A 16,763-nucleotide genomic window follows, 5' to 3' on the forward strand; every position below is an offset into this window, starting at 1 on the left:
GCAAAGTAACCAAAAAAAAGTGAGTTTAACAAATTTAATGGCGAAAAATTGAGCAAAAGGAATGTTAAAAACAACTAAATTCCATCTTTGAGCAATTCTCCGACGATATAGTTGCTGCCTCCAACAAATATAACATCGTTGTTTCCTGCAGCTTTCTCTGCTTCGTGATATGCCTCACTTACAGATAAATACGTCTTTCCTTTCAGTTGATACTTCTGTGCCAATGCGAAAATAATCTGCTCGTTGAGTGCTCGTTTTGTTTTGGCTTTAGTAAAATAGTAGATTGCCTCTTTTGGAAGCATCTGAAGTATTGCATCTACATCTTTGTCGTTGACCATTCCAAATATAATATGTAATTGGTGGCAATGGGCAATCACATGGTTTAGCTGTTGGCTGATGAAGTGCCAACCGCCAGGATTATGTCCTGTGTCGCAAATTACATGTGGTGACGAACTTATTGTTTGCCATCTTCCTGCCAATCCTGTGAGCTTCTTGACGTTGTCGAATGCTTTGAGCACATTTCCGCTTGTTGCGTCTTTGTCAATGATCAGATAGCCTTTGTCTTCAAGAATCTGAAGGGCGTGTAATGCGGTATTGATATTCTTGGGTTGGTAGATTCCTCCGAGATCGCAAAATACGTTTCCGTATTTGGCTGTTTCGCATTTGATGTCGCCTTGGTCAGTTATTTCTGCACTTTTGATGAAATTGTCGTCTTCGGCAAAGATGATGGGTGCTTCCATTTCCCGTGCCTTTTCTTCGAAGACAGGTCGTGTCTCGTTTTGGTTTTCTCCGATGATGACCGTTGTGGCATGTTTGATGATGCCTGCTTTCTCTCGTGCTATTTCTGCGATGGTGTTTCCTAAGAATTCTGTATGATCCAGACTGATATTGGTGATGATGGATAGGATAGGGTGGATGATGTTGGTACAATCGAGTCGTCCCCCAAGCCCTACTTCAATAATTGCAATATCAACATTTTGTTCTGCAAAATACTTGAAAGCCATTGCCGTCGTCACTTCAAAGAATGACGGCGACAATGGTTCCCAAAAATTTCTTTCGTCTTCAACAAAATTCATCACATAGTCCTCTGGAATCATCTCGCCGTTGACACGAATTCTTTCTCTGAAATCGACGAGATGTGGAGAGGTGTATAGTCCTACTCTGTATCCGCAGCTTTGTAGTGCTGCAGAGAGCATATTAGAAACGGAACCTTTGCCGTTGGTACCTGCCACATGGATGGTGAGATACTTTTGGTGTGGATGACCGAAATGTTCGTCCAGCGCCAGTGTATTTTCTAATCCTTCTTTGTAGCCACTCTTTCCTTGAGTTTCGAAAGCTGTGGTTCTGCTGAATAGGTATTCGCAAGTTTCCTGATAGGTCATGGACTATACTTTTTTTATGTGTTTTTGAAACAGAATCAGTTGAAATAATTCTTGAATCGTTGGAAGATAGATCGCTTGGTTGAAGCGTCACCTTTGAAGTTGTCGCTACTTTTGAAGCTTTCTATTGCTTTCTTTTCATCGCTGCTGAGTGTCTTTGGCACATAAACGCTGATGTTGACAACGAGGTCTCCTGTGCCACGTCCATAGCCCTGTACGGAAGGAAGGCCTTTACCGCGCAGACGGAGAGTCTTGCCAGGTTGTGTGCCTGGTTCGATTTTTACTCTCAGGCGTGTTCCGTAGATTGTCGGAATCTCCACCTCACCTCCAAGTGATGCTGTTGGGAAATCGAGCAATAGGTTGTATATGAGGTCGTTATCGTCTCGTATGAAGGTGTCGTGTTCGATTTCTTCCACATATACTTGAATGTTTCCGTTAGCTCCTTTGTTGTGTCCGGCATTACCCTTGCCAGGAACGTTGACGATCATGCCCTGTGCGACTCCTGCAGGGATGTTGATTTCAACTACTTCTTCACCTTTCTCTACGCCAGTACCGCCGCAATATTTGCATTTGTTCTTGATGACACGGCCAGTTCCGCCGCATGTAGGACAAACACCTTGTGTCTGCATCATGCCGAAAAGACTTTGTGTGGTATGGGTGATTACTCCCGAACCATGACATGTGGGGCAGTTTTCTGTGCCGCTGCCGTCTTCTGATCCAGTTCCGTGGCAATGTGAGCAAGGCACGTCTTTGCGCACTTTGAACTTCTTGGTCACTCCTGTGGCGATTTCTTCCAAGGTGAGTTTGACTTTCAGGCGAAGGTCACTTCCTCGATGTTCTTTGGGTCCGGCACTTCTTCTGCTTCCGCCGAATCCTCCGAATCCTCCGCCACCTCCGAAGATGTCGCCGAACATAGAGAAGATATCGTCCATGTTCATACTTTGTCCGCCGAATCCTCCGAATCCTCCCGCACCTTGTGGTCCGTTGAATCCGAATTGGTCGTATTGCTGACGTTTTTGAGGGTCGTGGAGCACATCATACGCTTCAGCCGCCTCCTTGAATTTCTCCTCGGCTTCTTTGTCGCCAGGGTTTCTGTCAGGGTGGTATTTGATGGCGATGGTGCGGTAGGCCTTCTTTATTTGGTCTTCTGTGGCATTTTTGTCAATGCCCAGAACTTCATAATAGTCTCTCTTTGCCATAATTGTGTTGTCTTATTTTTTATTGATTCTATGAATCTTTATTGTCCAACTGCCACTTTGGCATGGCGAATGACTTTGTCGTTGAGTTTGTATCCTGTTTGGATGCAATCGATGACTTTTCCTTTTTTATCGTCGCCCATACCAGGTACCATGGCAACTGCTTCATGTTCGTCGGTATCGAAGTCTGCGTCTGTTGTGTCGATGGTCTTCACTCCGAGCGACTCCAATGCTTTGATACATTTATGATAGATGATTTCCATGCCTTCTCTGAGCACTTTAGGATCGTCCGTCTTGGTGCCATTCTCAATAGCTCGCTCCATATCGTCGATGATGGGCAGAATAGTGACAATTGCCTTCTCGCCTCCGTTGAGTATGAGTTCTGCTTTTTCCTTGATGGTGCGCTTGCGGAGGTTTTCAAATTCCGCAGCCTTTCTCAATACTTGGTCTTTGAGTTGTTCGATTTCCTCTTGCGCAGCAGCCAGCGGATCCTTTTCTTCTTCTTCTTCAGGATTTTCGTTTTCTGCCTGCTGTGTGTTATCAGCAGATTCTTGCTGAGCAGATTCTTGCTGAGCGGATTCTTGCTGTGTGCATTCCTCCTCTTTATTCATTTCCTGTTCTTCGCAATTTATTTGCTCTTCTTTATTCTCTTTCATAATGTTTTTATTTGTTTTCTTAAGGAACATGCAAATTCTGTGCCATGTTTTCATTTACTCATACATAGACGCGCGTTGTTCCTTGATGGCCTCATCATAAATGTAGTCATCATAGGTTGTCAGTTTGTCAATTGTTCCTTTTGGTGTGAGTTCGATGATTCTGTCGGCAACGGTATTGATGAATTCGTGGTCGTGTGAAGAGAAGAGAATATTGCCCTTGAAGTTGACAAGGTTATTGTTGAATGCCTGAATAGACTCCAGATCGAGGTGGTTGGTTGGTGTGTCGAGGATGATGCAGTTGGCATTTTTTAATTGCATACGTGCAATCATACAGCGCATTTTCTCACCTCCTGAGAGTACGTTGACATGCTTGAGCACATCTTCTTCTTTGAAGAGCATTCTTCCGAGGAACGACTTCATAGTCACTTCGTTACCTTTTCCCCATTGTGAGAGCCATTCCACGAGATTCATATCGGATTCGAAGAAAGAGGTGTTGTCCAACGGCAGATATGCTGTTGTAATGGTAACGCCCCATTTGTATGTTCCTGCATCGGCTTTTCTGTTGTCGTTGATGATTTCGAAGAGAGCAGTCATGGCTTTGGGGTTGTGTGACAGAAATACGGTCTTTTGTCCCTTTTCGATGGTGAAGTTAACATTGTCAAAGAGTACGGTTCCGTCTGTGTCAACAGCCTTGAGTCCTTCTACTTCGAGGATTTGTGTTCCAGGTTCGCGGTCCATAGTGAATATGATTCCTGGATATTTGCGGCTTGACGGACGAATTTCTTCCACGTTGAGTTTCTCCAACATCTTTTTTCGTGATGTTGTTTGCTTTGACTTTGCCACATTGGCAGAGAATCGGCGGATAAACTCCTCCAACTGCTTTCTTTTTTCTTCGTTTTTCATTTTCTGGTTCTGAGCCTGACGGAGTGCCAATTGACTTGATTCATACCAGAAAGAATAGTTTCCTGAGAAAAGGGTGATCTTTCCAAAGTCGATATCGACGGTCTGGGTGGAAACGGCATCGAGGAAGTGACGGTCGTGGCTGACTACCAATACGCATTGTTCAAGGTTTGAAAGATATTCTTCCAGCCATTGTACGGTATCGAGGTCGAGGTCGTTGGTCGGCTCGTCGAGCAGGAGGTTGTCGGGGTGTCCGAAAAGTGCTTTGGCCAGCATGACGCGCACCTTTTCGTTGTTTGATATTTCTTCCATCTGCTTGTAGTGCTGTGAGTCTGCCACACCAAGGTTTTGCAAGAGTTGTGCGGCTTCGCTTTCTGCTTCCCAGCCATTCATTTCAGCGAAAGCCATTTCCAGTTCTGCGGCACGGTTTCCATCCTCTTCTGTCATTTCGTCTTTCGCATAGAGTGCTTCACGCTCTTTCATGTTCTGCCAAAGTGGCTGGTGTCCCATAAGGACGGTATCCATTACCGAGAATGCATCATATTTGAAGTGGTCCTGCTCGAGCACAGACATACGCTCGCCAGGTCCTTGTTCGATAGTGCCCTTGTTGGGTTCAAGTTCTCCGCTGATAGCTCGAAGATATGTAGATTTTCCTGCACCATTGGCACCGATAATGCCGTAAATGTTCCCATTGGTAAATTTCATGTTGACGTCTTTGTAGAGCGTCTTCTTTCCAAACTGAATAGCCAAGTTTGTGACTGTAATCATTTCTTCTTTTCTCTTTATTTAAAATATATATTTCTTGCAAAGTTACTGCAAATCAATCGAATTACAAAGAAAAATCCTGCTTTTTTCGTCAATCCATGTGGTTCTTTGTTGAAAATCAGTGAAAACGGGCAAAGAAACGTGGAGAGAGCCTGAAAAATCTCAAGTAGTTTGGAAAGGATGAAAGAAAAATGATAGAGCAATAAGTGGAAGAAATGTAACTAAACTTTCGTGAAAATGAGTCGTGCTAATGAGAAATTATTACTGTTTTTGGGGCTCTGCTCTCGGCTTCGGGAAGCCTTGGTCTTTGACCTAGTCTTCTTTGCCTCGGCAAAGCTCAAAAGTGAACTTTCAGCTCTGCTCTCGGCTTCGGGAAGCCTTGGTCTTTGACCTAGTCTTCTTTGCCTCGGCAAAGCTCAAAAGTGAACTTTCAGCTCTGCTCTCGGCTTCGGGAAGCCTTCGGGAAGCCTTCGGGAAGCCTTCGGGATGGGTTCGGGATGGGTTCGGGATTTGTGAATATGGAAGTTTATGTTATAGTCCCAAGCAAGTCCCAATTAAGTCCCAATTAAGTCCCATTATCTTTCCACAATCATGCGAACTTGATGGGAGAAGGATGGGAGATGAAGGGGAAGGAGAGAAGAAAAGTAAATGGAAAAACGTAAATCTTAGGTTGTCTTTCCGTCATCGTTTACGTAAAAAAAGACAATATTTTAATATATAATATTTTATAAAACAAAAAAAAATGCTACCTTTGCAAGGTTAAAATTAAAACGAATCAAACTAAAACAATAAGAAATGAAGCAATTCAATGACAAAAACTTCGTTCTTGACAACGAAGTGGCTCAGGACCTCTTCCACAATCATGCGTCCAAAATGCCAATCATCGACTACCATTGCCATCTGATTCCAGAGATGGTAGCCAAGGATCACAAATTCAACAGTATTACTGAACTTTGGCTCGGCGGCGACCACTACAAATGGCGTGCAATGCGTACCAATGGCGTGGATGAGCGCTATTGTACAGGAAAGGACACCAGCGATTGGGAAAAATTTGAGAAATGGGCTGAGACCGTTCCCTATACTCTTCGCAACCCACTTTACCACTGGACACACCTTGAGTTGAAAACCGCTTTCGGAATCGAAAAACTTCTGTCTCCAAAGACCGCACGTGAGATTTTCGACGAGTGTAATGAGAAGCTCAAACAGCCTGAGTTCTCTGCACGTGGTCTCATGAAACACTATAATGTGGAGTGCGTATGTACTACCGATGATCCCGTTGACGACCTTCACAACCACATTGAATATGCAAAGAGCAAGGCAGCCGATGATCCCATGATGATTCCAGCATGGCGTCCTGACAAGGCCATGAATATCGAAAAACCTGATTTTGGCGCTTATGTTCACCAGCTCGAAGAGGTTAGCGGAGTAACCATTACCAAGTTTGCCGATATGGTTGACGCTCTTAAGAAACGTCACGATTTCTTCAGTGCCAATGGCTGTAAACTCTCAGACCATGGAATTGAAGAATTCTATGATGAGGAATATACAGATTCACAGATTGAAGTGATTTTCGAAAAGGCACTTCGTGGTCAGCAGCTCTCTGCCTTAGAGACTCGTCAGTACAAAAACTGTTTCCTGACCATTATGGCAGAAATGGATGCTGATGCAGACTGGACCCAACAGTTCCACTACGGAGCAATCCGCGACAACAACACGAAGATGTATAATGCTCTCGGTCCTGATACCGGTTTCGACTCTATCGGCGAATTCAATACCGCTAAGGCCATGTCGAAGTTCCTCAACAAGCTCAACATGGAAGATAAGCTCACACGTACCATATTATATACGTTGAATCCTTGCGCCAACGAAGTAATCGCTACTATGCTCGGTAACTTCCAAGGCGGAGAACCTGGAAAAATCCAGTTTGGTTCAGGATGGTGGTTCAACGATCAGAAAGATGGTATGGAGCGCCAGATGAACGCACTCTCGGTACTTGGCCTTCTCAGCCGTTTCGTTGGAATGCTTACCGACAGCCGTTCGTTCCTCAGCTATCCACGTCACGAATATTTCCGTCGCATCCTTTGCAATATGCTCGGAAATGACGTAGAAAAGGGACTTCTTCCCGACGATCGCGAGTTGCTCGGAAAGATGGTAGAAGACATCTCTTACAACAACGCAAGAAGATATTTCAAATTCTATTAATAAAAAAATCGGCTATCGTTGCACATGATAGCCGATTTTTTTTTATCTTTGCACCCGAAATAGCGAACACAAACTTTATAAACGAGGAAATATATGTGTGGAATAGTAGGATACATAGGCAACAAACAAGCCTATCCCATCTTGATAAAAGGCTTGCGACGTCTTGAATACCGTGGTTATGATTCTGCCGGTGTTGCCCTTATCAATGATAATGGCAACCTTAATGTCTGTAAGACAAAAGGCAAGGTCGATAACCTGGAGGAATATTGCAAAGACAAGGATGTAAGCGGAACAGTAGGTATTGCTCATACCCGATGGGCTACCCACGGAGAACCATCTGCCGTAAATGCACACCCTCACTATTCTGAATCAAAGAATCTCGCAATTATACATAATGGTATTATAGAAAACTACGCAGACTTGAAGCGTAAACTTCAATCCAAAGGCGTAGAGTTTCGTTCTGATACGGATACAGAAGTACTCGTGCAACTGGTAGAGTATATTATGGAGCATAAGGATGTCGATCTTCTCACAGCCGTACAGGTAGCTCTCTTCCAGGTCATTGGCGCCTATGCAATTGCCATTATCGACAAACGCGACCCCAATCAGATTATTGCAGCCCGTAAGCAGAGTCCACTTGTGGTCGGAATAGGTAAAGACGAATTCTTCTTAGGTTCAGACGCAACACCACTGGTGGAATATACCGACAAGGTCGTCTATCTCGAAGATGGAAATATCGCCGTGATCCGTCGCGGAGAAGAACTTAAAGTGGTAAGTATTTTTGGAGAGGAACAGCAACTCAAGGTGAAAAAGGTGGATATTAACCTTGGACAACTTGAAAAAGGTGGATTCCCACACTTCATGCTTAAGGAAATCTTTGAGCAGCCCGAATGTCTGACCAACTGTATGCGAGGACGCGTCAACGTGGATACCGACAACGTAGTACTCTCGGCAGTAATCGATTATAAGAAACAACTGCTTGATGCCAATCGCTTCATCATCGTAGCCTGTGGTACGTCGTGGCACGCAGGATTGATAGGCAAACAAATGATAGAACAACTCTGTCGCATTCCTGTAGAAGTGGAATATGCGTCAGAGTTCAGATATCGTAATCCCGTCATTACGTCAAAAGACGTGGTAATTGCCATCTCACAAAGCGGTGAGACCGCAGACACCCTTGCCGCCATACAACTTGCCAAAGAGCACGGCGCATTTATTTATGGAATATGTAATGCCATCGGATCAAGTATTCCCCGTGCCACAGATACCGGTTCGTATATTCACGTAGGACCAGAGATAGGAGTCGCTTCTACTAAAGCCTTTACCGGACAGGTTACCGTATTGACCATGCTGGCTCTTGCTTTGGCAAAAGAAAAAGGAACAATCTCCACGGAGAATTACATGCATGTGGTGAAAGAACTCCACGAAATCCCCAACAAGATAAAAACAGTACTTCAACTTAACGACCGTATCGCAGATTTAAGTCGTACATTCACCTATGCACGAAATTTCTTATATCTCGGACGTGGATTCAGTTATCCGGTTGCCCTTGAAGGAGCCTTGAAACTGAAGGAAATTTCCTATATTCATGCAGAAGGTTATCCGGCTGCAGAAATGAAACATGGTCCGATTGCCTTGATTGACTCAGACATGCCTGTGGTGGTCATCGCAACACATAATGCCATGTACGAGAAAGTATTATCCAATATCCAGGAAGTAAAAGCTCGTAAGGGAAAGGTTATCGCTATTGTCAGTCACGACGACAATACTATCAGCAAAATTGCCGATGAAGTCATCGAACTGCCAGACACCATCGAATGTCTTGAACCGTTATTGACAACAATACCCTTGCAATTGCTGGCGTATCATGTTGCAGTATGTAAAGGTCTTGATGTTGACCAACCCCGTAATCTCGCAAAGTCGGTAACCGTTGAATGATTTCAACAGTTACCGACTTTTTTTTGCGACGTAGTGAAAAGAGAGAAGAACAGACAATACAAACACAAATAAACAAAGGAGACAAAAACGTGGAAGAACTCAAGCACGAATGTGGTGTGGCCATGATCAGGCTACTTAAGCCGTTAGAATACTACGAAAAGAAGTATGGTACATGGGCGTATGGTTTCAACAAACTCTATCTGATGATGGAGAAACAGCACAACCGCGGACAAGAAGGCGCAGGTTTTGCTACGGTAAAACTAAATACTGAGCCCGGAAACGAATATATGTTTCGTGAAAAGGCTGAAGGTAAAGACGCTATCACAGAAATATTCTCGCGCGTAAAACAAGACATGGTTGGAGAACTTTATATGGGCCATCTTCGCTATTCCACTACAGGAAAGTCTGGACTGACTTATGTTCATCCATTCCTGCGACGAAACAACTGGAAGGCGAAGAATCTCTGTATTTGTGGTAATTTCAATATGACAAATATTGACCATGTCTTTCAGAAAATCACAGCACAGGGCCAATGTCCACGCATCTATTCAGACTCCTATATCATGCTGGAATGGATGGGCCATCGCCTTGACCGAGAAGTGGAGCGTAACTTCGTAGAAGCTCAACGCCAAGGGTTGGAAGGACGCGATATTACCGATTATATCGATCAACACGTAGAAATGAGTAATGTCCTTCAAACCACGATGCCCGACTTTGATGGAGGATATGTTGTGTGTGGATTGACTGGAAGTGGCGAAATGTTTGCCATGAGAGATCCGTGGGGAATCAGACCGGCATTTTACTATCGTGACGATGAAGTCGTGGCTTTAGCAAGTGAACGGCCTGTATTGCAAACCACCTTTGATATTTCTTCGGATGCCGTCTGCGAACTCAAAGCCGGACAGGCTTTACTCGTCAAGCAGAATGGTAAGGTGGATGTACGGCAAATAATTCCTCAACGTGGCGATAAAGCTTGTTCGTTTGAACGTATTTATTTCAGCCGTGGTAATGATGAGGATATTTATAAAGAACGACTCCTCTTAGGAGAACAATTGACTGGTAGCATTCTCAAGGCTATCGATAAGGATGTCCATCATACGGTATTCTCATTTATCCCCAATACCGCTGAAGTGGCATACTATGGTATGTTGCGTGGTTTCAAACAGTATATCAACCAACGCAAGATAGAGCGTATCTCGAATCTTGGCCACATACCTACTCCAGAGGAATTGGAGGATATCCTTAAAGATTACGTGCGCTCGGAAAAGGCGGCATGGAAAGATATTAAATTGAGAACCTTTATTACCGAAGGAAATTCTCGTAACGACTTGGCTTCACATGTCTATGATGTAACCTATGGGATTCTGGAACCTCAACGCGACAATCTCGTCATTATCGATGATTCTATTGTGCGAGGAACAACCCTGAAGGAAAGCATCATAAAAATACTCGCGCGACTTCAACCCAAGAAAATCGTTATCGTTAGTAGCGCTCCACAGATTCGTTATCCAGACTATTATGGTATCGACATGGCGCGCCTTGAGGAATTTTGCGCCTTCCGTGCGTGCATCCAACTGTTGAAAGACAGACATATGGAGTCTCTCATAGATACGGTTTATCGGAAGTGTAAAGACGAACTTCAGAAAAACGACGGAAGCATGGAGTGTGCTGTCAAGGAACTCTACCGTCCGTTTACCGTAGAAGAACTCAACGTTAAGATGGTTGAAATGTTGTGCCCTGCTGATGTGGAAACACCTATAGAACTGGTATTCCAAAGCATAGAAGGCCTTCATAAAGCTTGTCCCAATCATCATGGCGATTGGTATTTTACAGGCGACTATCCAACGCCAGGAGGTACAAGACTCTGCCTCAAGGCATTCGTGAACTATATAGAAAATGTATATAATCAGGAAACAAAATAATAAATAATGAAAGACGTAACACTTGTTCTGGAAGACGGAACGCAATTCAAAGGAAAATCATTCGGCTATGATGCACCAGTAGCAGGAGAAGTCGTGTTCAACACGGCTATGATGGGCTACCCCGAGTCATTAACAGACCCATCTTATGCCGGACAACTCATGACGCTTACATATCCGTTGGTTGGAAACTATGGAGTACCTCAGTTTTCTTTCGAAAAGAACGGCCTACCGACCTTCATGGAAAGCGACCGTATCTATGCTTCTGCTATTATCGTAAGCGATTATAGTGAGCAATATTCCCATTGGAATGCTAACGAAAGTCTTGCCGACTGGTTGAAAAGAGAAAAAGTACCTGGTATTACAGGTATTGACACCCGCCAATTGACAAAGGTTCTTCGTGAACATGGTGTGATGATGGGTAAAATACTCATGGATGACGAACCTGACAATATTCCAGAAGCCGATTATGAAGGTGTGAATTTCGTGGATCGTGTTTCCTGTAAAGACATCATCCGATATAATGAAGGCGCAGGACGAAAAGTGGTACTCGTCGATTGTGGAGTGAAAGCCAATATCATTCGTTGTCTTATCAATCGTGGAGTGGAAGTTATTCGGGTGCCATGGAACTACGATTATACTGGAATGGAATTTGATGGACTCTTTTTGGCTAACGGACCTGGCGACCCTGACATGTGTGGAGATGCCGTCGATATTATCCGTAAGCAGATGTCTGTTAGCCGCAAACCTATATGTGGAATATGTATGGGAAATCAATTGTTGGCCAAGGCGGGTGGCGCCTCAATCTATAAGTTGAAATATGGACATCGCAGCCACAACCAACCAGTTCGCGAAGTAGGTACCAACCGTTGTTATGTGACCAGTCAGAACCATGGTTATGCCGTTGATGCTTCTACATTAGGAAAAGAATGGCGCGAACTCTTTGTCAATATGAACGACGGTTCTAATGAAGGCATTCGCCATCAGACCAACCCTTGGTTTAGCAGCCAGTTCCATCCTGAGGCTTGTTCTGGACCAGTCGATACTGAGTTTATGTTCGACCGCTTCGTAGAGGCATTATAATCCATCAAACCATTTTTATGTAATAAGAACAATAATGAAATACGATAATATCAAAAAAGTATTGCTCCTTGGAAGTGGAGCGCTCAAAATCGGAGAAGCTGGAGAATTTGATTATTCTGGTTCACAAGCCCTTAAAGCATTACGCGAGGAAGGGGTGAAAACCGTACTTATCAATCCGAATATTGCTACCGTACAGACGTCAGAAGGGGTAGCCGATGAAATATACTTCTTACCCGTTCAACCTTATTTTGTTGAACGTGTGATAGAAAAAGAACGACCAGACGGTATCCTGCTTTCTTTTGGTGGTCAGACCGCGTTGAACTGTGGCGTAGAACTCTATCAGAGTGGAGTGCTCGATAAATATGGCGTACGCGTATTAGGAACTCCCGTACAGGCCATTATGGATACAGAAGACCGCGAACTCTTTGTGGAGAAACTCGATGAAATCAACGTAAAGACTATTAAGAGTGAGGCTTGTGAAAACATAGAACAAACACGCAAAGCTGCTGCGGAATTGGGCTATCCTGTCATTCTTCGTGCAGCATACGCACTTGGCGGATTAGGTTCTGGTTTTGCCGATAATGAAGAAGAACTCAACAAACTTGCTGAAAAAGCGTTCTCTTTCTCTCCACAGGTATTGGTCGAGAAATCTCTCAAAGGTTGGAAGGAGATTGAATACGAGGTGGTGCGAGACCGTTACGATAATTGCATTACCGTCTGCAATATGGAAAACTTCGACCCGCTGGGAATACATACGGGCGAATCAATAGTTGTTGCTCCTTCTCAGACCTTGACAAACTCAGAATATCACAAACTCCGTGCCCTTGCCATCAAGATTATCCGTCATATCGGAATTGTTGGAGAATGTAATGTACAATACGCTTTCGACCCACAGTCGGAAGACTATCGAGTGATTGAGGTTAATGCACGCCTGAGTCGTTCTTCTGCTTTGGCATCTAAAGCGACTGGTTATCCCTTGGCATTTGTGGCTGCCAAACTTGGTATGGGTTATGGACTCTTTGAACTCAATAATTCGGTTACCAAAACGACAAGTGCATTCTTCGAACCTGCCCTTGACTATGTGGTCTGCAAAATTCCACGTTGGGACTTGTCCAAATTCCGTGGTGTTGACAAGGAACTTGGATCATCTATGAAGTCTGTAGGTGAGGTCATGGCTATCGGACGTACCTTTGAAGAGGCTATACAGAAGGGACTGCGCATGATAGGACAGGGAATGCATGGTTTCGTGGAAAACAAGGAACTGAAGATTGAGGATGTTGACGCGGCCCTCCGTGAACCTACCGATAAGCGCATCTTCGTCATTTCAAAGGCTATGCATCTTCCGCAATATGATATTGACCGTATTCACGAACTTACCCGTATCGATAAGTGGTTCCTCTACAAACTGAAACACATCATAGATATCGACGAGGCGTTGAAAGGCCTGAAAAATAATGATGGTACATCGGCAGAAAAACTTGATGCGACATTACTTCGTGAGGCAAAAGTCTATGGATTTACCGATTTCCAAATTGCACGTGCCATCGGACTTGAGGAAACCATGAACAATATGCATGAGGCTGTACTTGCTGTTCGTAAGATACGTAAGTCGATGGGTATTGTTCCCGTGGTTAAACAGATAGACACGCTTGCTGCGGAATATCCTGCCCAGACCAATTATCTTTATGTGACGTATAGTGGGGTGGAAAGCGATATTCAATATGAACAAGATGGAAAGAGTATTATCGTACTTGGCTCAGGAGCTTACCGCATCGGTTCGAGTGTAGAGTTCGACTGGTGTGGTGTGCAGGCTCTTAATACCATACGCAAGGAAGGTTGGAGAAGTGTCATGATCAATTATAATCCGGAAACGGTTTCTACCGATTATGATATGTGCGACCGCCTGTATTTCGACGAACTGACCTTCGAACGCGTCATGGATATTATTGACCTCGAACAGCCTCATGGTGTCATCGTATCGACTGGTGGACAGATTCCTAATAATCTTGCCATGCCTTTGGCAGAACAGCACGTGCCGATTCTGGGTACGTCTGCCATCGATATTGACGGCGCAGAAGATCGTGCAAAGTTCTCACAGATGCTCAACGAACTTGGAGTCAACCAACCTGAATGGAGCGCTTTGACCTCGATGGATGACATAGACCGCTTTGTGGATAGGGTAGGATTCCCAGTTCTCGTGCGCCCATCGTATGTGTTGAGTGGAGCGGCCATGAATGTTTGTTCCAATCGTGAAGAACTTGAGCGCTTCCTCCAGTTGGCTGCAAATGTGAGCGAAGACCACCCTGTGGTTGTTTCCAAGTTTATCGAACATGCCAAGGAAATAGAAATGGATGCTGTTGCTAAAGATGGCGAAATATTTGCCTATGCCATTTCAGAACATATCGAGTTTGCTGGCGTCCATTCTGGAGATGCTACGATTCAGTTCCCTCCACAGAAACTTTATGTAGAAACAGTTCGCCGCATCAAGCGCATCAGTCGCCAGATTGCCAAAGCGCTTCACATCAACGGACCGTTCAATATTCAGTTCATGGCACGTGATAATGACATTCTCGTGATTGAATGTAACTTGCGCGCCTCACGCTCCTTCCCGTTTGTATCAAAGGTGTTGAAAATCAACTTGATTGAGCTTGCCACTAAAGTAATGCTTGGTCTTCCTGTTGAGAAACCTCATAAAAACCTTTTCGACCTCGATTATGTAGGTATCAAAGCCAGTCAGTTCTCTTTCAACAGATTGCAGAAAGCTGATCCTGTACTTGGCGTTGATATGGCTTCAACAGGTGAGGTGGGATGCTTGGGTGACAATACATCTACGGCTTTGCTGAAAGCCATGCTGAGCGTGGGACATCGCATTCCGAAAAAGACTGTCCTCTTATCTACAGGTACACCTAAACAGAAAGCTGAAATGATTGATGCTGCCCGTATGTTAGTAGAGCATGGCTACAAACTCTATGCTACAGGTGGAACATCACGCTATCTGACAGAAAATGGTATAGAAAACACGACTGTCTATTGGCCCAGCGAATCAGACAAACAGCCACAGGCTCTTACACTCCTCCATGACCACAAGGTGGATATGGTAGTCAATATCCCCAAAAATCTGACCGAAGGAGAACTGAGTAATGGTTATCTCATCCGTCGTGCCTCCATCGATCTCAACGTGCCGCTCATTACCAACAGTCGATTGGCTTCTGCTTTTATCCAGGCGTTCTGTACGGTATCGTTAGACAATATAGGAATCAAGTCTTGGAGAGAGTATTGACAAAAATAATTATGTAAACATTTGGCAGGTTGCCAAATGTTTACTATATTTGCACAGTCAAAACTCTTAAAGATTATAAAACTATGGAACTTGGTGACATACTTGAATCTAAAATAAACCGAAGTGACTATAAGATACTTATTGTCGATGATGTGACGAGTAACGTGTTGCTATTGAAGATTCTTCTGACCAATGAGAAGTTTCAAATATGCACAGCGTCTAACGGCCATCAATGTGTAGAAGTGGCACGTAGCGAACATCCTGACTTGATATTGCTCGATGTAATGATGCCCGAACTCAACGGATTTGACACGGCGGTTATATTGAAAAAAGATCCCCTGACAGCAGATATACCTATTATATTTCTGACGGCTCTCAATAGCCCAAGTGATCTTGTACATGGATTCCAAGTTGGAGCTCATGACTTTTTGACGAAGCCTTTCAATAAGGAAGAACTGATCATGCGAGTCATGCACCAGATTTCCTTGGTGGCAGCCAAACGCTATATTATAGAGCAAAATGAAAAGCTCAAGCGGATCATTTCTAACCGTGATAAGATGTATTCAGTAATCGCACATGACTTGCGTTCGCCTATGGCATCCATCCGTATGGTACTTAACCTCTGTGTCAACGTGGTGACGCCGGATATGGTTGGCGAGGAGATCTTTGGTTTGCTCGATAAGGCCAATCGTGAATCAGAAGAGACTCATGACTTGCTTGACAACCTGTTGAAGTGGACCAAGAGTCAGACTGGACGCCTTGAAGTGGCTTATCAGAATCTCGAACTCGATGATATCGTTCCTGGTGTGGTTGATATCTTCACGATGATTGCTGAGATGAAGAAGATCAAACTTCAGTATATTCCTTCTGAGGAGCATCTGAAAGTACGAGCTGACAACGATATGATGAAAACCGTGGTGCGCAACTTCATTTCAAACGCTATTAAGTTTACCCCAGAAGGCAAGGGAATCGAGGTATATTATAAGAAGTCGGGCGAGTTTGCCAAAATCAGCGTTCGCGACCATGGTGTCGGAATTGCTCCAGAACGTATTGATACCTTGTTCCATAAAGGAGAAACCACTTATGGTACAGGTGGTGAGGAAGGTTCTGGACTTGGACTCCAGCTTTGTGCAGATTTCGCTCGCAAGAATGGTGGCGACGTGATGGTGGAATCAACCTTAGGAGAAGGCTCTACCTTCAGTTTCTTAGTACCGTTGTTGAAAGAAGAAGCATAATATTGTAATCATACATTTTGATTATTACAATAAAATACAGACAGGGGCATCTTTTGAATGATCGCCCCTGTTTGTGTTTCGTGAACTTATGACACTTTATTCTTCTTCGGGATGTTTTGGAAATGTCTTCGGGTTAATACGATCCTATGCTTACCTCTTCAATAAGTCTCTTCTAAGTACTATAAAAATGGGAGTTTAATGGGACTTACT

10 protein-coding genes are annotated in these 16,763 nt (G+C 44.1%); 6 read left to right on the top strand and 4 right to left on the bottom strand.

Going from position 1 to position 16,763, the window contains the following annotated elements; all coding sequences use genetic code 11:
* Positions 1–74: 74 nt before the first annotated feature.
* From CIK89_RS05200 to CIK89_RS05215, 4 genes are read right to left on the bottom strand one after another with little or no spacing between them, the layout of a single operon-like run.
* On the bottom strand, positions 75–1,382 hold the full coding sequence (locus CIK89_RS05200) for a folylpolyglutamate synthase/dihydrofolate synthase family protein (RefSeq protein ID WP_094390346.1): 1,308 nt from the start codon (positions 1,380–1,382) through the stop codon (positions 75–77).
* Positions 1,383–1,417: 35 nt separating this feature from the next.
* The gene (dnaJ, locus tag CIK89_RS05205; RefSeq protein ID WP_173815108.1) at positions 1,418–2,578 is read right to left on the bottom strand and encodes a molecular chaperone DnaJ; all 1,161 of its coding nucleotides are present in this window, start codon (positions 2,576–2,578) and stop codon (positions 1,418–1,420) included.
* 38 nt (positions 2,579–2,616) lie between these two features.
* A complete protein-coding gene (locus tag CIK89_RS05210) occupies positions 2,617–3,231 on the bottom strand; it encodes a nucleotide exchange factor GrpE (RefSeq protein WP_094390348.1) in 615 nt (204 codons plus the stop codon).
* Positions 3,232–3,285: 54 nt separating this feature from the next.
* Complete coding sequence (locus CIK89_RS05215; RefSeq protein ID WP_094390349.1) at positions 3,286–4,899, bottom strand: ABC-F family ATP-binding cassette domain-containing protein; 1,614 nt, start codon at positions 4,897–4,899, stop codon at positions 3,286–3,288.
* A 792-nt stretch (positions 4,900–5,691) separates the two neighbouring features.
* Between CIK89_RS05215 and uxaC the strand changes: the two genes are divergently transcribed.
* The 6 genes from uxaC to CIK89_RS05250 all read left to right on the top strand — a co-directional run bounded on the left by uxaC (position 5,692) and on the right by CIK89_RS05250 (position 16,553).
* Positions 5,692–7,098 carry a glucuronate isomerase gene (gene uxaC, locus CIK89_RS05225; RefSeq protein ID WP_094390351.1) on the top strand — a complete coding sequence of 469 codons (1,407 nt, stop codon included), beginning with the start codon at positions 5,692–5,694 and terminating at the stop codon, positions 7,096–7,098.
* A 93-nt stretch (positions 7,099–7,191) separates the two neighbouring features.
* On the top strand, positions 7,192–9,036 hold the full coding sequence (gene glmS, locus CIK89_RS05230; RefSeq protein ID WP_094390352.1) for a glutamine--fructose-6-phosphate transaminase (isomerizing): 1,845 nt from the start codon (positions 7,192–7,194) through the stop codon (positions 9,034–9,036).
* Positions 9,037–9,125: 89 nt separating this feature from the next.
* Positions 9,126–10,958: an amidophosphoribosyltransferase gene (locus CIK89_RS05235; protein ID WP_094390370.1), complete on the top strand. Its 1,833-nt coding sequence runs from the start codon at positions 9,126–9,128 to the stop codon at positions 10,956–10,958.
* 6 nt (positions 10,959–10,964) lie between these two features.
* Complete coding sequence (carA, locus tag CIK89_RS05240) at positions 10,965–12,038, top strand: glutamine-hydrolyzing carbamoyl-phosphate synthase small subunit (RefSeq protein WP_094390353.1); 1,074 nt, start codon at positions 10,965–10,967, stop codon at positions 12,036–12,038.
* A gap of 34 nt (positions 12,039–12,072) precedes the next feature.
* A complete protein-coding gene (gene carB, locus CIK89_RS05245) occupies positions 12,073–15,318 on the top strand; it encodes a carbamoyl-phosphate synthase (glutamine-hydrolyzing) large subunit (protein ID WP_094390354.1) in 3,246 nt (1,081 codons plus the stop codon).
* An 83-nt stretch (positions 15,319–15,401) separates the two neighbouring features.
* Complete coding sequence (locus CIK89_RS05250) at positions 15,402–16,553, top strand: hybrid sensor histidine kinase/response regulator (protein ID WP_094390355.1); 1,152 nt, start codon at positions 15,402–15,404, stop codon at positions 16,551–16,553.
* Positions 16,554–16,763: the final 210 nt, after the last annotated feature.

The organism is Prevotella sp. P4-119, assembly GCF_002251345.1.
GTDB lineage: Bacteria > Bacteroidota > Bacteroidia > Bacteroidales > Bacteroidaceae > Prevotella.

Coding starts and splice junctions, on each gene's coding strand:
- CIK89_RS05200 (WP_094390346.1), bottom strand. CDS start 1,382: ATGACCTATCAGGAAACTTGCGAATACCTATTCAGCAGAACCACAGCT.
- dnaJ (WP_173815108.1), bottom strand. CDS start 2,578: ATGGCAAAGAGAGACTATTATGAAGTTCTGGGCATTGACAAAAATGCC.
- CIK89_RS05210 (WP_094390348.1), bottom strand. CDS start 3,231: ATGAAAGAGAATAAAGAAGAGCAAATAAATTGCGAAGAACAGGAAATG.
- CIK89_RS05215 (WP_094390349.1), bottom strand. CDS start 4,899: ATGATTACAGTCACAAACTTGGCTATTCAGTTTGGAAAGAAGACGCTC.
- uxaC (WP_094390351.1), top strand. CDS start 5,692: ATGAAGCAATTCAATGACAAAAACTTCGTTCTTGACAACGAAGTGGCT.
- glmS (WP_094390352.1), top strand. CDS start 7,192: ATGTGTGGAATAGTAGGATACATAGGCAACAAACAAGCCTATCCCATC.
- carA (WP_094390353.1), top strand. CDS start 10,965: ATGAAAGACGTAACACTTGTTCTGGAAGACGGAACGCAATTCAAAGGA.
- carB (WP_094390354.1), top strand. CDS start 12,073: ATGAAATACGATAATATCAAAAAAGTATTGCTCCTTGGAAGTGGAGCG.
- CIK89_RS05250 (WP_094390355.1), top strand. CDS start 15,402: ATGGAACTTGGTGACATACTTGAATCTAAAATAAACCGAAGTGACTAT.